This is a genomic window from Pseudoalteromonas sp. meg-B1 (assembly GCF_003173795.1).
GTDB classification, from domain to species: Bacteria; Pseudomonadota; Gammaproteobacteria; order Enterobacterales; family Alteromonadaceae; genus Pseudoalteromonas; species Pseudoalteromonas undina.
Genome location: NZ_QGQU01000001.1, coordinates 32436 through 50657 on the forward strand (window position 1 = coordinate 32436; position 18222 = coordinate 50657).

Here is an 18222-nt window from a genome sequence, read left to right on the forward strand (position 1 = left end):
TGCTTATCTCATGTTATCACTAAGAATAATATTTTGTTCTAGCATGGTTTGAACTCGCATATCTTTTACTTCTGGCATATCGGTGGCGATAGTGGGCGCAAAACCAAGAACACTATTTATTGAGCTTGGGGCAGGGCAACTGCCGTTTTCTCTATAGCTCAGTGCTGTACTTAATAAGCTTTCACTAGCATCACCTAAACGCTTAGTAAAATCATCGGCAACAGCACACCCAGCAATGCGAACCGGTTGGCGTGCGTCATCAATGGTATTTTGTGGTGCAAAGCCATCTGAATATTCACCAAAACCTTTGTTATTTTCGCCAGTAAATTGAATAGTAAAATAAGTGGTGTCGCAGTTGTCGGTAGGGTAAAAGCCATACGGTTTACCGCAGGTGCCTGCGCCTATCTGAATAATTTCAACATCTGCTCCGCGCAGCCCGTTAATTATAGCCTCACTAGCCGAGCAGGTACTGCTGGTGGTAAGTACAAATACCCGTTCTAAGTTTAAAGTGGGTAACGGCGTACCTGCTACAATTGCAGGATTGTTTTCAAAGCCGACAAAACGATTTGTAAAAGGCATCGGCGTCAGTGTTTGGCCTGTGACGGGGTTGGTATTGGGGTATTTATCATTAAATATGGTCCGTTCAAATATTTTGCCTTGCGTGTTACTGCCCCCCACCATGTAGCCTACTTGGCTAGCCATTTGTAATAACCCACCTCCGTTATAGCGCACATCAATGACTAAATCTTTAATGCTACTGGCAGCGAGTTGGTTAAAGGCGTTGTAAAGCTGGGTTTCGGCTATGGCGTTGTGGCTATTAAATTGAAAATAACCAACATCACCTGCGGCTAAATCGGTACGAACATTCATTACTGGTTGCGATTCGATGTTTTGAGACGTGAGCGTCACTATGCGGTTTTCATTAGTGCTGATATCCCTAAATACAAATTCGGTAACTTTACCGGTTTGCTCGGGGAATAAACCTGCATTAATAATACCTACCTCGCTCGATGAGGTGGTGTTAATAAAATCAACGCCATCAACTTCTAAAAGCTCAAAACCACGAATAATATTTTGATTACTAGCTGGGGTATTTGGTTCGGTGTAGCTAACAACTGCTTGGCGTGGCGCGCTACCGGCAATTATTTTTATATTAAAGCCATAACCAAAGCTTAGGCCGGATTGATTTTGTCTTTGCCACTCATCGGTCGGCAAACTAAAGTGAAAGTTATCTTTTTTCGCACCTGACTCAGTCAGTTGCTCCGTTTTTAAAGTATTAAAGTAATCAATAACCCCTGACGTTAATGCAGGGTTGGTATCAATAATTTCGTCATACCATAGGTAGGTTTCGTTACTCCAAGAGCGTAGCCAGTTTTTTTCATTAATTGCTTGGCATTGACCTTTAAATTGCCCTGAACTGGCAAATACACCTGAGGTCCAGCCGCTATTATCAGTTGTTGGGTTGGTCGCATTGTCGCTACCTCCACCACCACAACCTGTTAATAAAGCGGCTAGTGAAAAAGGGAGTAATGTGTATTTAAGAGAAGATGAATTAAAAATGGCCATACGCATGCTCGTTTTTTAAACTGTTGAGCTAAATATAGCGGTTTTCATTTAGAGTTGATAGAGGCTTGCAGCATTTTTGTAACTCAAATATTGCCATGTAAGATCGTCGCTACACAGGCTGCGATAATGTTGCCATAACTCGTTGTAGTTAATATTAATTTGGCACACGGGGAAGTTGCTAGCAAACATCACTCTTTGCATACCAAAATGCTTTAAAATATGTTTAAAACATTGGTTTTGCTGCTCGCTATTAAGCATGAGTAATTCAAAACCTGAAAACTTAATCGCAACATTAGGCTGTTTTGCAAGTAGTTCAATAGCAGTTGCCCAGTTAGCAAGGTTGTGTGCAAGCCCTGCGTGATTAATGATTATTTGTAAGTCACTAACTTGGTTGGCATAAGAAATGAGCCGCTCGGTGATGTTGAGGTTTTCTACTTCAAATTGGGCTTCAAAATGCAGCTTTAATTGGCTCAAGTGCCGCAGGTTATCGAGACAATGAGGGCTCAATAAGCGCTCGGCATCATGACCTTCAGTGATATCTCTAATGCCTACAAGAGAGTGATGATCTAGCTGCTGAAGTGCTAGTTTAAATGCGTTATTTGACTGGTTAATTGTTGCAAAGCTAATTGCTTTATAAGGTATAGTTTTAATATGTTTGGTTAACCAGTTTAATTCTTTAACAGGCTGGTTATTATCAAACCCAGCTTCTATGTGCACTAAACCTGCGAGTTCAAAGTTAGTACTTTTGATCAGTTCAGCAACGCTGATGGGCTGCTTTATTTTATCTAAGTTAGACCAAGCTGGTGGGTTCGCACCTTGTAGCCAAGTGTATTGACCCTCCAGCAAATTAAAAAAGTGCAGATGCGGGTCAATAATTTTAGTGCTCATTGTGCTGTGTAGCCGCCATCAATACGTTGTAAGCTACCAGTAATAAAGCTGGCATCTGCACTTACTAAAAAGCTTACCAGTGCAGCAACTTCATCGGCTTGACCTAAACGGTTGAGCGGTTGTAAGGCGGCTTCTTCTGCAACAATATCGGCTTTGTTAGCACCACTTCTTTTACAATATGCATCAATTGCATTATGAAATAACGGCGTTTCTATGGTGCCAGGGCACACTGCATTAGCGCGAATATTAAAGCTTGCGTAATCCAAGGCGGTGGTTTTAGCCATTGAAGCCAATGCGTGCTTAGTTAAGTTATAAGCAAATGAATTTTGTTTGCCTATAATGGCCTGATCTGAGGCAATTAACACAATAGCGCCATTTTTTTGTGCTTTCATTGTTGGTAATACGCTTTGTATAGCCGCGTACGCACCTTTAACATTCAGTGCCATTAACGCATCGAATGTCGCTTCATCGGTGTGCTCAATTGTGGCACTTAGATGCTTACCAGCGTTTGAAACAAGTACATCAATACGTTGTGTTTTTTCAATAATAGCCTGTATACACTGGCGTACGGCGGTTACATCACTAACATCACATTGATGAAAAACACCACTCTCACTTGGCTCAATATCTAAGTTATGAACCTGATAGCCGTTAGTTAATAATCGCTGTACCACAGCAAAGCCAATGCCTTTAGAGCCACCGGTTACTATTGCAACTTTTGACATACTTGTTCCTCTAATTAGCAATTAATGTGCGTGGCCGCAACCACCTTCAGCATGAACGTGGCCATGAGAGATTTCTTCGCTTGTTGCTTCACGAACTGATACAACCTCAACATCAAAGGTCAGCGTTTTACCAGCAAATGGGTGGTTTAAATCACAATCAGCATTAAAGCGGCCTACTTTTACGATAGTCACTTGATGGCGACCCTGATTTGATTGCACCATTGCAGTCATACCTGGCTTCCACACTTTTACATCGCCTTGTAAATGCTTAAGCGGAATGCGCTGAATTAAATCATCAACACGCTCGCCGTATGATTCACTTGGAGATAACGTTACGCTAAATTTATCACCAGCAGTTTTATCTTCAAGTGCGGTTTCTAAACCGGGTAGCATGCCTTCGCTGCCGTGAATGTAACTTAATGGCGCGTCGTTAAGGCTACTTTCTATTTGTTCACCGGCTTCGCTAAGGGTGTAATGAAATTCAACGGCCGAATTTTTACTGATTTGCATGCATGTCTCTTTAAGATTTAAATAAATTAAAAAGCAATTTTACGCGAAATACTGCGCTTTAGAAACTTAACGGGGATGATTTAATGTATTTTGTAAGTCGAGTAACAGATCTTTTTTAGCCGGTGTGGTTTTAGGTGTCGCAGCTTGGGGTATAAATAAAACTAACTGAGTCCCAGGCTTTAATACGCTAGATGCTGATAACTTATTCCAACGTGCTAAATCGCTATGAGCAACGCCATACAACTGACTTATATTCCACAGGTTATCACCGGGTTTAACGTGGTAATCTACCTCGATGGTTGGAATGACGGGCTCTTTTTGTTCCAAGTAAGGGCTTATTTTATAGTTAATAGTGAGCGATTCAGGTAACGTTTGAGGCTCTCCTAAAATAAGTTTTTCGCCAACACCAATAAAGTTATTTTGCTTATTATTGAGCTGTTTTAGTGCCTTTAAAGGCAAGCCAAAATGCTTAGCAATACCGTATAGTGTGTCATTTTTTTTGACTATGTATTCGCCTGCAAAATTGGCTTTAAAAAAACGGTTTTTTAGTAAAGCTTGTTGCTCAATAGGAAGTAACAAAGTATGAGGGCCGTGGGGGGAGCTTTGATTTTTTAAATAACCGCGATTAAGAGCATGCAGCTGCTTTACCCCCATACCAGAGAGCTTGGCCATAATTGAAAAGTCGAACTGTTTTGCCACATTTAACGAGGTGGTCAGTGCTTTATAAGGAAGCTTTGGGCGTTTAAATTTTGCCTTAGGGTGTTTTACTAAATAGCTTAATGCTAATAGTTTTGGTACATAGTCAGCGGTTTCTTTTGGTAGGGTTAGTTCCCAAAAGTCAGTTGACTTCCCTCGTTTTTGATTGCGTTTTATTGCACGTTTAACTCGGCCTTCACCGGTGTTATAGGCCGCAAGTGCATGCAACCAATTACCATCAAAACGTTTATGTAAATAGCTTAAGTAATCTAGTGCTGCATCGGTTGAGGCCAATACATCTTGGCGTCCGTCGTACCATTGATCTGATTTAACCCCAAAATGATGTGCAGTTGCTGCAACCAGTTGCCACACACCCACAGCGTGCTCACTTGAGCGGGCGGTAGGTCTAAAGCCACTTTCTACAAATGGCAGTAATGCCAGTTCCATAGGGAGCTGCTTTTGCTCTACTTTTTTTACGATATGATATAAAAAAGGCTCTGCACGGCGAGACACTATATTTAAATAATTCGGTTGTTTTAAATACCAGTTAATGCGTTTCTTTAACGCCTGATTTTGCTCAACCGGTAAATGTAAGTTATCAGCAATATGTGCCCATAAGTCAGTTGGTTGAGTTACTTTTAGGGCTTTAGGTATTGTTTTTTTATTAATGATTTTTTTGGTGTTTGTAGAGTTCGGCGTGTTTGATTGTGCGGTTTTTTGCTCTACAGGTGCAGGGACTACAGGCGCAATGATCTCTGGCTGTGTGGTTTTACAGCTACATAGCAATACAATGGCAAAGCATAAGATCAGGTGACGCATTTTGTTCCTTTTTAAAAAATATATTTCCATATTTTAACACAATCCATTGTGTTCAGTTATTGACTGTTTTTAGCGCGAAGTAATCCCGATTGCAAAAATAAGTTACTTGATTTTATATCAAGTGGTTCTTGTTGGTAAGGTTTTAGTACTTCACTTGGGAATTTTTTTTGTAATTGCTCAATACTGGCTTCAGGGTTGTTTTTAACCTGCTCCGTAATTGCTTCTAAAAACGTGAGTGACTGTTTTAATTTAACTTTATCGACTAAATTGCCATGGCCAGGAACAAAAAGTGACAGCGAATTATTATTTATATATTTTTTTAATAAACTTTGCCATTGTTTAAGCTCGCCATGCCCAGGGTAGGGAAGCCAGTCAATGATATCACCACCTATTAAGGTTTTACCTTTGTCGGCAAGCAGTGTTAGATCGCCATTAGTATGTGCCTGATGCGGGTTGATAGTTAATACATAATTTCCTAAATCTAATGTTTTAGGCTCACTAATACTCATTTTTGGTGGTGTTAGTTGATAATTCTGCCAGCGAAATAAGCGTGTTTTAGCGCGAGTGAGCTTTTCTCGCCATTGAGCTTGCTCAGCATCGGGTAAGGTGGCTAATCGCTGATAGCTCAACTCAATGCTTTTCTCGAACCCCTCTAGCTTGTCTGTTAATGCTTGCTGATAACGCGAAAAGTCGTTAGCGACTTGTTGGTGAGAAATCAGTTTTGCGTCTGGGAAGTAATGCTGCATAACCGCCATGCCCAGCAAGTGATCGTCATGAAAATGAGTGGCAACTAAGTAACATAAAGGCGTCTTTAGCTGTTGTTTTAGTTCGGTAACCAGTTGTTCTACTGCTGCAAAGTTACCACTGGCATCTACCAGTAAGGCACACTCACTGCCCTGAATTAACACTTGATTAGAGTCGTAAAAACGTAACCTATCTGGCTGCTTGATAAATTGAATATTAGCCGATAACGATTGCCACTCAACTGCTGCATTGCTTTTTGTATGTATAAATAGGCAGATTAAAGGGAGTAAGCACTTACCTATTTTTTGAGCTTTAGTTAAAAGTGGTTGCATCTTTTTCTCTAATTATATTTTGACGGTAAAAACAATAAAAGCGCAAAATGCGCTTTTATTTAGTGTGTTCAGAGTTTGAGCTTAAGTATTGACTCAGTTTATCAATCAATAGATCTTGATGCTCAAGCTCAACTGATTTTTGAGTTTTTGCTTCAAGCAATTCGTGGCTTAAATTCAAAGCAGCCATAAGTAATGCTTTTTGATCGTTTCTGACAGTTGAACGTTGTTTCATTTGTTCAACTAAATCATTCAGATTTTTGGCGGCCGCTTTTAGTGCCTCTTCTTGCCCAGCCGGACAAGCAAATTGCTGCTCTTTACCAAGCAATTCAACAGTGACTCGCTGGTTTTGCAGCTCAGACATTAGCTTGCCTGTTGTGCGCTTTGTAATTTATCTAATAATGACGACAAGGTGGTGCTTGCATCTTTTTGTTTTTCTTCATTTTCAAGGGCTTCTAACTGTAATAACTCATTTTCATCAAGCAGTTTACTGTTTTGCTCTTTAAGCTCTGTAATATCAGTTTGCAACTGATTATTACGGGTAATTAGTTGGTCGATCAGTTGTTCGAGTTGTTGAAGAGTATTGTTGTTCATAAATGCGCTCATATAACTGTAATTAATGTCATGCAAATGTAAAGCAAAGTGTGTTTATTTGCCAGCATTTACGCTGGTTTTAGGTGATTTTTATTCTATGTTAAGGGATAATTCATGCTATTGGCTTTTTCATTCAGAAATGGTTCACGTAAACACCCGCTTTTGCTGTGACGATTGCCAAAGCAGTGTGCTTTATGGTTCACTAATTTTATTAAACAGCGTATGGCGAAAATAAATAATGCTTAGTTACAGACACTCCTTTCATGCGGGTAACCCTGCCGATGTACTTAAACATTTAGTGTTAGCGCAAGTGCTGGGTTATCAAACAATAAAAGATAAGCCGCTTGACTATATCGATACGCATTCGGGTGCTGGTTTTTTTGAGCTGGCAGCACCGGACGCGCAAAAAACCCAAGAGTACCAAGATGGCATAGAAAAACTTTGGCAACATACCAGTCAGCACGGTGCCTTAAACGACTACATTGAGTTAATAAAATCGTTTAATGAAAGTTCGTCTCTGGCGTTTTACCCAGGTTCACCAAAAATCGCCGAACACTTTTTGCGCCGCCAAGATAAGGGCTGGTTTTTTGAGTTGCATCCGCGAGATTTGGTATTACTTGAAGAAAACATGCAAGGTAAGCGCTCTATTCGAGTACGCGGCGAAAATGGGTTTGCGGGCTTAATTGGTTTATTACCGCCAGCTTCGCGCAGAGCCTGTGTGTTAATAGACCCACCTTATGAAATAAAAGACGATTACAATACGGTAGTACAAACCATTGTCAAAGCCCACCAACGCTTTGCGACGGGTACATATATGATTTGGTATCCGGTTGTGGACAGAGAACGTATTGATAATATGGAGCAGGGTTTAATTGACGCGGGAATTAAAAATATTCAATTATTTGAATTAGGTACCGAAGCAGACACAGAAGTACATGGTATGACCGCCTCTGGAATGATAGTTATAAATCCACCATGGAAGCTGAAACAAACGATGGATGACGTGTTACCTGAACTAGTAAGCTTGTTGAGTAAGCCTAGTGGTTTTTACCGTAGCGAGCAGTTAGTCGCCGAATAAAAATAAATAAGCCCAGTTTAACTGGGCTTATTTATTTGCTTAGATGTGGGGTATTATTACGTTCTTAATCAAAAGTAAACAGCGTTAAAGGTAGCAAGTTGGTTGCCTGCCTCATTTTGTAATACTAATTTTTCACCATTAATTTGCCATTGCGTTGCTGCCTGAAGCACAGCCGCCATCGCGCTTTCTTGTTCCATATTGTCATGACACATTTTTTGCGTGGTAGCTAACTGCGTAAAAGTCACTGCTTGCTTCGATACTTCATAACCGCCATTAAAGTTATTACATCCTAAAAAGCCGTGTACGGTGTTATCACTATTAAACTGAATAAATGGTTCTTTGGTATTCACTACAACGGGGTTGCCATCGATTGAAACGGCTTTGAAATAGGTGTTTACTAAGTCAACGTCTGGCTTTGGCGCTACTTTTGAAACAATAATTTCTAAAGGCTCTGATGAGGCCGTATTATCAAAAGGCGAGTTACTCGTTGTGCTGGTGTATAGCAAGTTTCCTTGATTATTAATGGTTGCACGCACGCTATAGCGGTGAGTTGGGTCAATCTTTTCAAGGTTATACTCAAGCTCTACTTTATAAGGCGGTGCGCCTACTAAATCAATTACCTGCTCAGAGATAACCGTTGCTGCCACATCCATTTTTGACACATCAACCAAGGTAACGGTTAGCTGTGAATTAGGCGCAATTAGGCTGCGATCTAAGTAACTAACTTGCACAGGTAAGGTGGTCATTGTTTGCGCCACAGCACTATTTTGTTGTGCTGCGTCATCGTTACATGCGCTCAGCATAAGTGTGCCACTTGCTAGAAAACACAAGCCTGCAATCGACTTTAACATTGAATTTGGCTTCGATGAGAACATAAGAGTTCCTTGATGGAGTATGGTATGAGGTCGCTAGCATACGGTTGAATTGCTTAATCATTGCTTAACTAGCAAATAAAGAAAGTCGAGATATAAAAAAAGGCGCTAGGCGCCTTGATTTATTACTTATTTTTTTACGTATTTAGTTAAAATTACAATACGCTGTCCATCAACACGTCCTTCAATATGTTCAGGGTTGCTGGTTAAGCCAATATTGCGCACGGCTGTACCGCGCTTTGCTGTTAAGCTGCTACCTTTCACATCTAAATCTTTTATTAACGTGACGGTGTCGCCAGCTTGTAGTACTACACCATTGCTATCAATGTGTTTAATATCATCATCTTCAGCAAGCGCTTGCTGCGCCCATGTTAATGTGTCTTCTTCAAGGTAAATCATATCTAGCGCGTCTTGTGCCCATCCGTTATCAGCTGCTAACTGAGTCAGCATGCGATAAGCAACAACTTGTACCGCAGGTGTTTGACTCCACATACTGTCATTTAAGCAATGCCAATGGGTCGGGGTTAAATCGCTATTGCCTTCAATTTGATCTTTACATGTTTGACAGGTGTAGATGCATTTATCTGAATGAGCTTCGGTAACAGGAGGAACTTCGTATACAGTTAGGTTGTCTGTTGCTGCGCAGAGTTCACATTGGTTACTGCTACGTTCTATTAAGGCTTGTTCAATGCTCATATAAGGGACTCTTTTTTGTGAGTTTATAAAAAAATAATAATCGCATTATACCTTATAACCATAACCTTTGGGTATGCTTAGAGCAGTTGTAAACTCAAAAACCCTATAAAAAATGAGGATACTAACAATTCTGCTCTAGGGTTATAAATTTAGTCTTATTTGTTTGTTTTTAATCTAATTAAAATTGCAGCAAGTCTTTAAAGTTTCACTATACTGGTTAAATAATAAAAAATAATGATGACATCACTGTTAAGTAGGAAGGTTAATGCCAAATAATCTAGAGGTAAAAAATTCATCTATTTTGGTTACTCAATATATTGCTAGGCAACCAATTTTTGACGGTGATAAAAGTATTTTTGCTTATGAGTTGCTCTATCGCGATTCAGTTAACAATGCTTTTCCTGTAGGAACAACTGACGGGCAAGCCACTGGGCGACTTTTTTTTAATGCGCTAATGCTGGTTGGCATAGAAAAGCTAACGCTCAATCAAACTGCGTTTATTAATTTATCGAGCGAGGGGCTTTTAGAGGATTTGCCTAAATTATTACAGCCTGAGAATACTGTAATTGAAATTGTTGAGCGTACTGAAAATATAGAGCTTGTTGTTGAGAGAGTGACAGAGTTAAAAAAAGCAGGATATGTATTTGCGTTAGATGACTACGACTCACATGAAAAATGGCAGCCATTACTCAGTTTGGTTGATTATATTAAGCTTGAAGTTGAAGAGCCGGTAATAAAAACCAGCATGTTGCTGAAAAAGCTCAAACGCAATTTTCCTAATATTAAAATAGTGGTAGAGCGAATTGAAACCTATGATGAATTTAGGCAGCTTAAAGAGGCTGGATGCGATTACTTTCAAGGGTTCTTTTTTGCACATCCAGAAATGTTAAGTTACAACAGTATCGAACCTCTAAAAATGGCTGTTTTAGACTTACTGCGTTGCACATCCCGCACAGATTTAGACTTTAATGAAATTAATCAACGCATTTCTAAAGATGTCGGTTTGACTGCACGCGTCCTAAAACTAGTGAATGCTCGCTCTGCTAATAAAAATTTAGTGATAACGTCTATTCCTCAGGCGGTTGTGTATTTAGGGGAAGATTCTATTAGAAAGTTTGTACGAGTATTGGCGCTAAGCGAGCTTGGCTCAGATAAGCCCAGTGAACTTACTCGTTTAGGCTTATGTCGAGCGCAGTTCATGCAAATAATTTTAGAACCAGGCGGAAAAGTCATTGCAGAACAAGGTTATTTAGTCGGCTTAATGTCGGTGCTTGATGCTATTTTAGATATGGAGCTGGAAGCTATTGCTAAAGAGTTTAGTTTAGGGGCTGAGTTATCTGGTGCACTATTAAGTTTTGAAGGCATGATGGGTAATTCTTTACATTTAATAAAAGCGGTAGAGGAAGATAATTGGCAATTGGCTAAAAAGTTGTTAGAAACTATTCGCCCAGCCTCGAATATTGAGACCGTATTTAGCGCCATGTTGGATGCACGCCAGTATGCGGATGAACTATTGGCCACCATTATTGAGCAAGACTAACGCAAAACGTTTGGGTATGATTGGCACATATTGATTTTACTTAGTATTACACCATGCGTTTATTTTTACCTATTACCACTATTTTAATTGCCTTAGCTTTATTAATTCCCGGGGTGACTCAGCCCGTACTGAGTATGGAAGGTAAAATTGATAAGTCTAAACTTGCTGAGGCGGGCATTGAAATGTTGGCAGATGAAGGAAATCAAAACACCCGTAATATGCTAATGATGATCTCGAGTATGTTGGGGTTAGATAAACTTGAAGGCGAGATCAGCGCTTATCAAAAAACGCGCAGTATTTGGGGCACCGTTAACGAACTGGCCGATAACAAAAACTACTTAGTGGCGATATTAGTGGCGTTTTTTTCAATGGTGATTCCAACAATTAAGCTGCTGCTTCAATTGTTGTATTGTGTGCTGAAGGAGACTTCGTTTAAGCACAATCTTGGTAAGGTGATTATCGGTTTAAGTAAATGGAGTATGGTGGATGTGTTTGTTATTGCATTAATAGTGGCTTACATGGCTGGTAATGCAAACGCGAACTCAGAAGATTTACTTAATATGCATGCTGAGTTTGGTACTGGTTTTTGGTATTTTACCGGCTATTGCTTGTTCGCCATTGCGGCCAGTAGCTTCATAAAGCCAGTAGTAAAAACCAGTTAATTATTGAGTTTTAAACACAGTTCCCATAAACTTTAAACGTCTATTTATTTTTAGGTTAATTCATTGCAACGTATTTACTGTATTTTACTCACGCTAACTTTGATACTCACTTTTGTGGGTCAAGCCGTTGCGTCTGTATCTATGGTATGTGATATGCCGCATACGAACATGGCAACCCATGCATCGATGCAGCATAGTGAGATGGCAATGAACGACGACGCTGATACAACAACCATGTCTATGGATTGCTGTAGTGAGCAAAGCACGTTAACCCAAGATTGCAGTTGCCCGATGAGTGCTTGTAGTTCGCATTCAGCCTTGCATGTAAACTCACTATTTATAGCCTCCAAATTACCCTCTGAAAAAGTGCAACATGCTGTAATACAGCATCAAGCTAACTTTGCATGTTCTCTTTACCGTCCTCCTATGCCTGCATAATTGCAGGGTAGGTGTATTTAAAATCTAGTTATTTAGCTTTTTGTCATCTATCTGCTTATAAATTTAATCGTTTTCATTCGTTATTATTAAATTTAAGTGGAGCAAGTGATGAATCACTTCGCAGTATTAAAATCCGTGTGTATAAGTAGCTTGTTGAGTATTAGTGTCTCTGTACACAGTGCTGAACTAGGTTTAAATGAGGCAATTAACTATGCCTTAAACCATGAGCCCTGGCTTAAAGCTAGCAAGCAAAAACAATCATCAATTGAAGCAAAAAGTATTGCCGCAGGAACCTTACCTGATCCAGTGCTTACATTAGGGTTAATGAACCTCCCAACTAATGGTTTTGCTTTTGATCAAGAAAATATGACCCAATTTAAGGTGGGAATTAGCCAATCACTGAGCCGAGGCGATAGCCTAGCACTTCAACAAAAGGCCCTTTCTCAGTCAGCTGCAGCAGAGCCTTGGCTGCGCAAAGATAGACTCGCGCAAGTAAAAACCATAGTTACTGAGTCATGGCTCAATGCTTATAGAGCGCAACGAAGCATTGCACTAATTGAGCAAGATAAAGCTTTGTTTACCCAGCTCATTGATATTACAGAATCAAGCTATGTAAGCTCGGTGGGCAAAACACGCCAACAAGATATTATTCGAGCGCAATTAGAGTTAACCCGCCTTGAAGATAAATTAATACAACTGGAGCAGCAGCTACAAGGTGCTAAAAAGCGGCTAACACAATGGTTGCCTATCGCTATGCTGAGCCAGCCTGTCAGTGATGACTTTTCAGAGCTTACAGCATTAAAAAACTACACCGAGTTAGAGTATCAGCAATTAATGACCATGCTATTAAAGCATCCTGCAATTATGGCAATGGATAATGCAATAGTGGCAAAGCAAACTCAAATTAGTGTGGCTGAGCAAGGCTATAAACCGCAAATTGGCGTTAATATGGGGTACGGTTATCGTGATGACATGCCAATGGGTGGCTCGCGAGCAGACCTTTTCTCTGTGGGTATAAGTATTGATTTACCGCTGTTTACCGATAACCGCCAAGACCAACTAGTAAATGCTGCCATTGCTGATAGCGAAGAAGCTAAAACACAAAAATTAATAGCCCTTAAAAAGCTACAAGGGATGTACTTTAAGGAAGTTAGCCAGTTAGCGCGGCTTCATCAGCGCGCCGAGCTTTATCAAGCCAAGCTGCTGCCGCAAATGGCTGAGCAAGCTCAAGCGACCCTAAATGCCTACACTCGCGATGATGGTAATTTCTCAGATGTGATGCAAGCGCGTATTAGTCAATTAAATGCCAAGATAGACGCCCTAAACATTCATGTTGATCAAAAGATAATTATTGCAAGGTTAAATTATTACGCCAGTGCTGATGATACCAGCTTAAAAAACACACCACAGCAGGAGCCGAGCTATGAATACTAATTTAAAATTATTACTGGTGGCTATATGTAGTGCGGCATTAACTACGGGGATATTATTAAGCTTACCTAGTGAGCACTCTATGCCAACTGACAGTAAAGCCAGTAGTAAAAAAGAGCCGCTTTATTGGGTGGCACCTATGGATAGTAATTATCGTCGTGACGAACCTGGTTTATCGCCCATGGGCATGGATTTAGTGCCTGTTTACGAAGAGTCAGACAGTGGCGCAAATGAAGGACCTGGCAGTATTAAAATTTCACCCACAGTGATTAATAATTTAGGTGTGCGCACCGCCCCTGTTGCGTTTGCTGCACTTGAAAATGAAGTTAACACGGTAGGTTATGTGCAATACAACCAAGAGCAGCTAATTCATATTCATCCGCGCGTAGAGGGATGGGTCGAAACCTTATACGTTAAAGCCGCGGGTGATCAGGTTAAACAAGATGAGCCACTTTATACCTTATATTCACCACAGTTAGTGAATGCACAAGAAGAGTTTGTTTTAGCGTTGAAGCGTAATAATCCGGTGCTAATTCGTGCCGCTAAAGCCCGTTTAAAATCACTCAATGTGTCTGATGGCTTTATTTCACGCCTGCAAAAAGGTCAGCAAGTACTGCAAAACATAACATTTTATGCCCGCCAAGGTGGTGTTGTTGATGAGCTTAATATTCGTGAAGGATTTTATGTTAAACCTGATACCTCAATGATGAGTATTGCTCAGCTTGATGAAGTATGGGTTGAGGCTGAGGTATTTGAGCGCCAAGCAGAACTTATCCGTGTTGGCTTGCCTGTAACCATGACACTCGATTATTTAAGTGGCCAACGCTGGCAAGGGCAAGTGGATTATATTTACCCTACCTTAGATGCTAAAAATCGTACTTTAAGAGTACGTTTGCGCTTTGATAACCAAGGCCATCAGTTAAAGCCTAATATGTTTGCTCAAGTCAGTATTCATAGTCAAGAAGCTGAAAAACAGTTAATCGTACCTAAAGAAGCTGTTATTCGCACTGGTAGCCAAAACCGTGTTGTAGTTGCACTTGGGGAAGGTCGTTTTAAATCGGTCGAGGTAACTTTAGGGCGAAGTGATGCGGCTAATACCGAAATTTTATCAGGTGTTATGGCAGACGATGAAGTGGTTACTTCAGCACAGTTTTTAATTGATTCAGAGTCGAGTAAAAACTCTGACTTTAAACGTATGCAAGCAGTTGCGCATAACAGTATGCAAATGAGTGATGCCAACCCAAATACGGCAACTGTGAATGGAGTAATTAATAGTATTGATGTTAATAATCGTATTGTGAATATCAGCCGTGAGGCAATTGAAAAGTGGGGCCGAGGACCTGCAACAATGGACTTTATACTAGCAAAAAATGTAATGACTGAGATGCTAAAGCCTAATGATGAAGTTACTTTTACCTTTAGCATTAAGCAAGGTGAATTTGTGATTCATACAATAACGCCTGTGCATGCTACGCACAGTCAGCATCACTAGGAGTGGTTATGATTACTGCAATTATTCGCTGGTCTGTTGTTAACCGTTTTTTTGTTTTATTACTGACCGCAATGCTGGTTGGTGGCGGCTTGTTTGCTGCAAAAAACACGCCTGTAGATGCCTTGCCCGACTTATCAGATGTACAGGTTATTGTTAAAACCTCTTATCCCGGGCAAGCGCCGCAAGTAGTGCAAGATCAGGTTACATTCCCGATTACCACGGCAATGCTATCGGTACCTGGGGCGCAAACAGTACGCGGTTTTTCTTTCTTTGGCGACTCCTACGTGTACGTTATTTTTGACGAAGACACTGATTTATACTGGGCACGAAGTCGTGTTCAGGAATATCTAAGTCAAGTATCTGCCCGTTTGCCTAGTACGGCAATTGCAGAGCTTGGCCCCGATGCCACCGGCGTTGGCTGGGTGTATTTATATGCACTCACTGATACCACCGGTAAGCATGACATCAGCCAATTACGCAGTTTACAAGATTGGTTTTTAAAATTTGAACTGCAAACTGTACCCGGTGTGTCCGAAGTGGCATCGGTAGGCGGCATGGTCAAACAATACCAAGTAAACGTTCAGCCCGATAAGCTTCGTGCTTATGGTATTCCGCTAAGCCTTATTCAAACTGCCATTAAGCAAGGCAATCAAGAAATGGGTGCATCGGTAGTTGAGATGGCAGAAGCTGAATACATGGTAACCAGTACTGGCTACGTAAAAAGTGTTGCTGATTTAGAAGCCATTCCTTTAGGTATAAACGCTAACGGTACTGCACTACAGTTACGTGATGTTGCTAATGTGCGTTTAGGTCCGCAAATGCGCCGCGGTGTTGCCGAGCTTAACGGCGAAGGCGAGGTGGCAGGTGGCGTAGTGGTTATGCGCTTTGGTGAAAACGCGCAAAAAACCATAGAGCTCGTTAAAGCTAAATTAGAGTCACTTAAAAAAGGGCTACCAGAGGGGGTTGAAATTGTACCTGTGTACGACCGCTCTCATTTAATAAAAGACGCAGTTGATAACCTCACTTCTAAATTGATGGAAGAGCTTATTGTAGTGGCTTTAGTGTGTGTGGTGTTTTTATTCCATGTACGCTCATCGTTGGTGGCTATTATTACCTTACCGTTAGGCATACTCACCGCTTTTATTATTATGTACTGGCAGGGTATTAACGCCAATATCATGTCATTAGGCGGGATTGCTATAGCGATTGGTGCTATGACCGATGGTGCGATTGTGATGATTGAAAATATGCACAAGCACATGGAGAAACAGCCACTAACAGATGAAAACCGTTGGCAAGTGGTGATTGATTCTGCCAGTGAAGTTGGGCCTGCGTTATTTTTTAGCTTATTAATCATTACAGTGAGTTTTATGCCGGTATTTATTTTAGAAGCTCAGGAAGGACGAATGTTTGCGCCATTAGCGTATACAAAAACCTATGCAATGGCAGCTTCTGCTGGATTAGCAATTACCTTAGTACCCGTACTGATGGGTTATTTCATTCGTGGTAAGATGATCTCTGAAAATAAAAATCCAGTTAACCGTTTACTGGTAAATAGTTATAAGCCGCTGTTAAATCTAGTATTAAAATTTCCGAAAAGTACCTTGCTGATTGCGCTAGTTATTACTTTAATGGGCTTTTATCCGATAAATAAAATAGGCAGTGAATTTATTCCACCTCTTGATGAGGGGGATCTAATGTATATGCCGACTACTTATCCAGGAATTTCAATAGGTAAGGCGCGCGAGCTATTGCAGCAAACCGACAAGTTGATTGCCACTGTGCCCGAGGTGAAAACCGTATTTGGTAAAATTGGACGAGCGGAAACGGCAACCGATCCGGCACCACTGACCATGATTGAAACCTTTATACAGTTTAAGCCTAAGGATCAGTGGCGCGAAGGCATGACCACTGAAAAGCTCAAACAAGAGCTGGATACTTTAGTTAAATTTCCTGGGCTAACTAACGCTTGGGTAATGCCAATTAAAACGCGGATAGATATGCTGGCTACAGGGATTAAAACCCCTGTGGGTATAAAAGTCGCGGGCCCTAATTTGAATGAAATTCAAAAAATAGGTCAACAAATAGAGGTATTACTTAAAGATCTTCCCGGTACGGCGTCTGTTTACTCAGAGCGTGTAGCGGGTGGGCGTTATATTAAGGTAGATATTAACCGTGAAAAAGCAGCGCGCTACAGTTTAAATATTGCTGATGTGCAACAAGTAGTCGCAACCGCTATTGGTGGCATGAATGTGACTGAAACGGTTGAGGGTCAAGAGCGCTATCCAGTAAATATTCGTTATCCGCAAGCGTACCGTGACTCCCCTGAAGAACTGATGCTTTTACCTATTGTTACTCCAACGGGTCAACGTATCGCACTTGCTGATGTGGCGGATGTATTTATTAGTGATGGCCCTCCTGGGATAAAAAGTGAAAATGCCCGTTTAAATGGTTGGAGCTTTATTGATATTAAAGATACAGATATTGGTAGTTATGTAGCAAATGCTCAGCAATTACTAAACGAGCAGCTAATTTTACCCGCAGGGTATTCTATAACTTGGGCAGGGCAATACGAATACATGGAGCGTGCTAAAGCTAAACTAAGTTATGTGTTACCGCTTACCTTAGCCATTATTGTAGTGCTGCTTTATCTTAACTTTAGAAGCTTCACCGAGGTATTTATTATTATGGCGACTTTACCACTGGCGATGATAGGCGGTATCTGGCTAATGTACTTAGAAGGCTTTAACTTCTCTGTTGCTGTGGGGGTCGGCTTTATTGCCCTTGCTGGGGTGGCCGTAGAAATAGGCGTTATAATGTTGGTGTATTTAAACCAAGCCTATAAAGCGCAGGTAGAGGCTGCTTCTAAAATGGGTAAAAGCTTGAGTGTAGAGCAGCTTAAACAGGCGATACTAGAAGGTGCCGGCTTACGTGTTCGTCCGATAATGATGACAGTTGCAACCATAGTTATTGGCTTATTACCGGTGCTTTATGGCACAGGCACGGGTAGTGAAGTAATGAGCCGAATAGCCGCCCCCATGGTTGGCGGTATGTTTAGCGCTATTATTTTAACATTGCTGGTATTGCCTGCTGTGTATTTATTGTGGCGAAAGCGCAACCTATAATATTTACATTGATTATG

At 40.8% G+C, this 18222-nt stretch carries 17 protein-coding genes; 7 read left to right on the forward strand and 10 right to left on the reverse strand.

All coding sequences use genetic code 11. The features are described from left to right. Positions 1-3: 3 nt before the first annotated feature. The 8 genes from DK924_RS00165 to DK924_RS00200 form a co-directional block, all read right to left on the reverse strand. Complete coding sequence (locus DK924_RS00165; protein ID WP_109874044.1) at positions 4-1566, reverse strand: S41 family peptidase; 1563 nt, start codon at positions 1564-1566, stop codon at positions 4-6. 48 nt (positions 1567-1614) lie between these two features. Then, complete coding sequence (locus tag DK924_RS00170) at positions 1615-2454, reverse strand: amidohydrolase (RefSeq protein ID WP_109874045.1); 840 nt, start codon at positions 2452-2454, stop codon at positions 1615-1617. Beyond that, on the reverse strand, positions 2451-3179 hold the full coding sequence (locus DK924_RS00175; protein WP_054202648.1) for an SDR family NAD(P)-dependent oxidoreductase: 729 nt from the start codon (positions 3177-3179) through the stop codon (positions 2451-2453). Before DK924_RS00175 ends, DK924_RS00170 begins: the two co-directional genes overlap by 4 nt. Before the next feature lie 21 nt (positions 3180-3200). Continuing rightward, positions 3201-3689, reverse strand: a complete 489-nt coding sequence (locus tag DK924_RS00180; protein WP_109874046.1) for a peptidylprolyl isomerase — start codon at positions 3687-3689, stop codon at positions 3201-3203. A 66-nt stretch (positions 3690-3755) separates the two neighbouring features. Further along, the gene (locus tag DK924_RS00185; RefSeq protein ID WP_109874047.1) at positions 3756-5204 is read right to left on the reverse strand and encodes a transglycosylase SLT domain-containing protein; all 1449 of its coding nucleotides are present in this window, start codon (positions 5202-5204) and stop codon (positions 3756-3758) included. A 56-nt stretch (positions 5205-5260) separates the two neighbouring features. After that, the gene (locus tag DK924_RS00190) at positions 5261-6280 is read right to left on the reverse strand and encodes an MBL fold metallo-hydrolase (RefSeq protein ID WP_054202645.1); all 1020 of its coding nucleotides are present in this window, start codon (positions 6278-6280) and stop codon (positions 5261-5263) included. Positions 6281-6335: 55 nt separating this feature from the next. After that, on the reverse strand, positions 6336-6641 hold the full coding sequence (locus DK924_RS00195) for a cell division protein ZapA (RefSeq protein ID WP_109874048.1): 306 nt from the start codon (positions 6639-6641) through the stop codon (positions 6336-6338). Continuing rightward, positions 6641-6871 carry a hypothetical protein gene (locus tag DK924_RS00200; protein WP_008113449.1) on the reverse strand — a complete coding sequence of 77 codons (231 nt, stop codon included), beginning with the start codon at positions 6869-6871 and terminating at the stop codon, positions 6641-6643. The genes DK924_RS00195 and DK924_RS00200 overlap by 1 nt, the downstream gene beginning before the upstream one ends. A 238-nt stretch (positions 6872-7109) precedes the next feature. Here DK924_RS00200 and DK924_RS00205 point away from each other — a divergent pair, with 238 nt between their 5' ends. Beyond that, positions 7110-7949, forward strand: coding sequence for a 23S rRNA (adenine(2030)-N(6))-methyltransferase RlmJ (locus DK924_RS00205; RefSeq protein ID WP_055012396.1), 840 nt, complete (start codon positions 7110-7112; stop codon positions 7947-7949). A 68-nt stretch (positions 7950-8017) separates the two neighbouring features. On the opposite strand, the gene DK924_RS00210 is transcribed toward DK924_RS00205, so the two are convergent. Beyond that, a complete protein-coding gene (locus DK924_RS00210) occupies positions 8018-8824 on the reverse strand; it encodes an META domain-containing protein (protein ID WP_010391719.1) in 807 nt (268 codons plus the stop codon). A gap of 126 nt (positions 8825-8950) precedes the next feature. Then, positions 8951-9517, reverse strand: coding sequence for an alkylphosphonate utilization protein (locus DK924_RS00215; protein ID WP_010391720.1), 567 nt, complete (start codon positions 9515-9517; stop codon positions 8951-8953). A 265-nt stretch (positions 9518-9782) separates the two neighbouring features. Here DK924_RS00215 and DK924_RS00220 point away from each other — a divergent pair, with 265 nt between their 5' ends. The 6 genes from DK924_RS00220 to DK924_RS00245 all read left to right on the forward strand — a co-directional run bounded on the left by DK924_RS00220 (position 9783) and on the right by DK924_RS00245 (position 18205). Then, positions 9783-11057 carry an EAL and HDOD domain-containing protein gene (locus DK924_RS00220; protein WP_109874049.1) on the forward strand — a complete coding sequence of 425 codons (1275 nt, stop codon included), beginning with the start codon at positions 9783-9785 and terminating at the stop codon, positions 11055-11057. Between the two features lie 53 nt (positions 11058-11110). After that, positions 11111-11719 carry a paraquat-inducible protein A gene (locus tag DK924_RS00225; protein ID WP_010391723.1) on the forward strand — a complete coding sequence of 203 codons (609 nt, stop codon included), beginning with the start codon at positions 11111-11113 and terminating at the stop codon, positions 11717-11719. A gap of 63 nt (positions 11720-11782) precedes the next feature. Beyond that, positions 11783-12157 (forward strand): hypothetical protein, encoded by a 375-nt coding sequence (locus DK924_RS00230; RefSeq protein ID WP_109874050.1) that lies wholly within the window; start codon positions 11783-11785, stop codon positions 12155-12157. A gap of 108 nt (positions 12158-12265) precedes the next feature. Further along, the gene (locus DK924_RS00235) at positions 12266-13591 is read left to right on the forward strand and encodes a TolC family protein (RefSeq protein ID WP_109874051.1); all 1326 of its coding nucleotides are present in this window, start codon (positions 12266-12268) and stop codon (positions 13589-13591) included. Further along, on the forward strand, positions 13581-15080 hold the full coding sequence (locus tag DK924_RS00240) for an efflux RND transporter periplasmic adaptor subunit (RefSeq protein ID WP_109874052.1): 1500 nt from the start codon (positions 13581-13583) through the stop codon (positions 15078-15080). Before DK924_RS00235 ends, DK924_RS00240 begins: the two co-directional genes overlap by 11 nt. Positions 15081-15088: 8 nt before the next feature. Then, positions 15089-18205, forward strand: a complete 3117-nt coding sequence (locus DK924_RS00245) for an efflux RND transporter permease subunit (protein WP_109874053.1) — start codon at positions 15089-15091, stop codon at positions 18203-18205. The last annotated feature ends 17 nt before the right edge of the window (positions 18206-18222 follow it).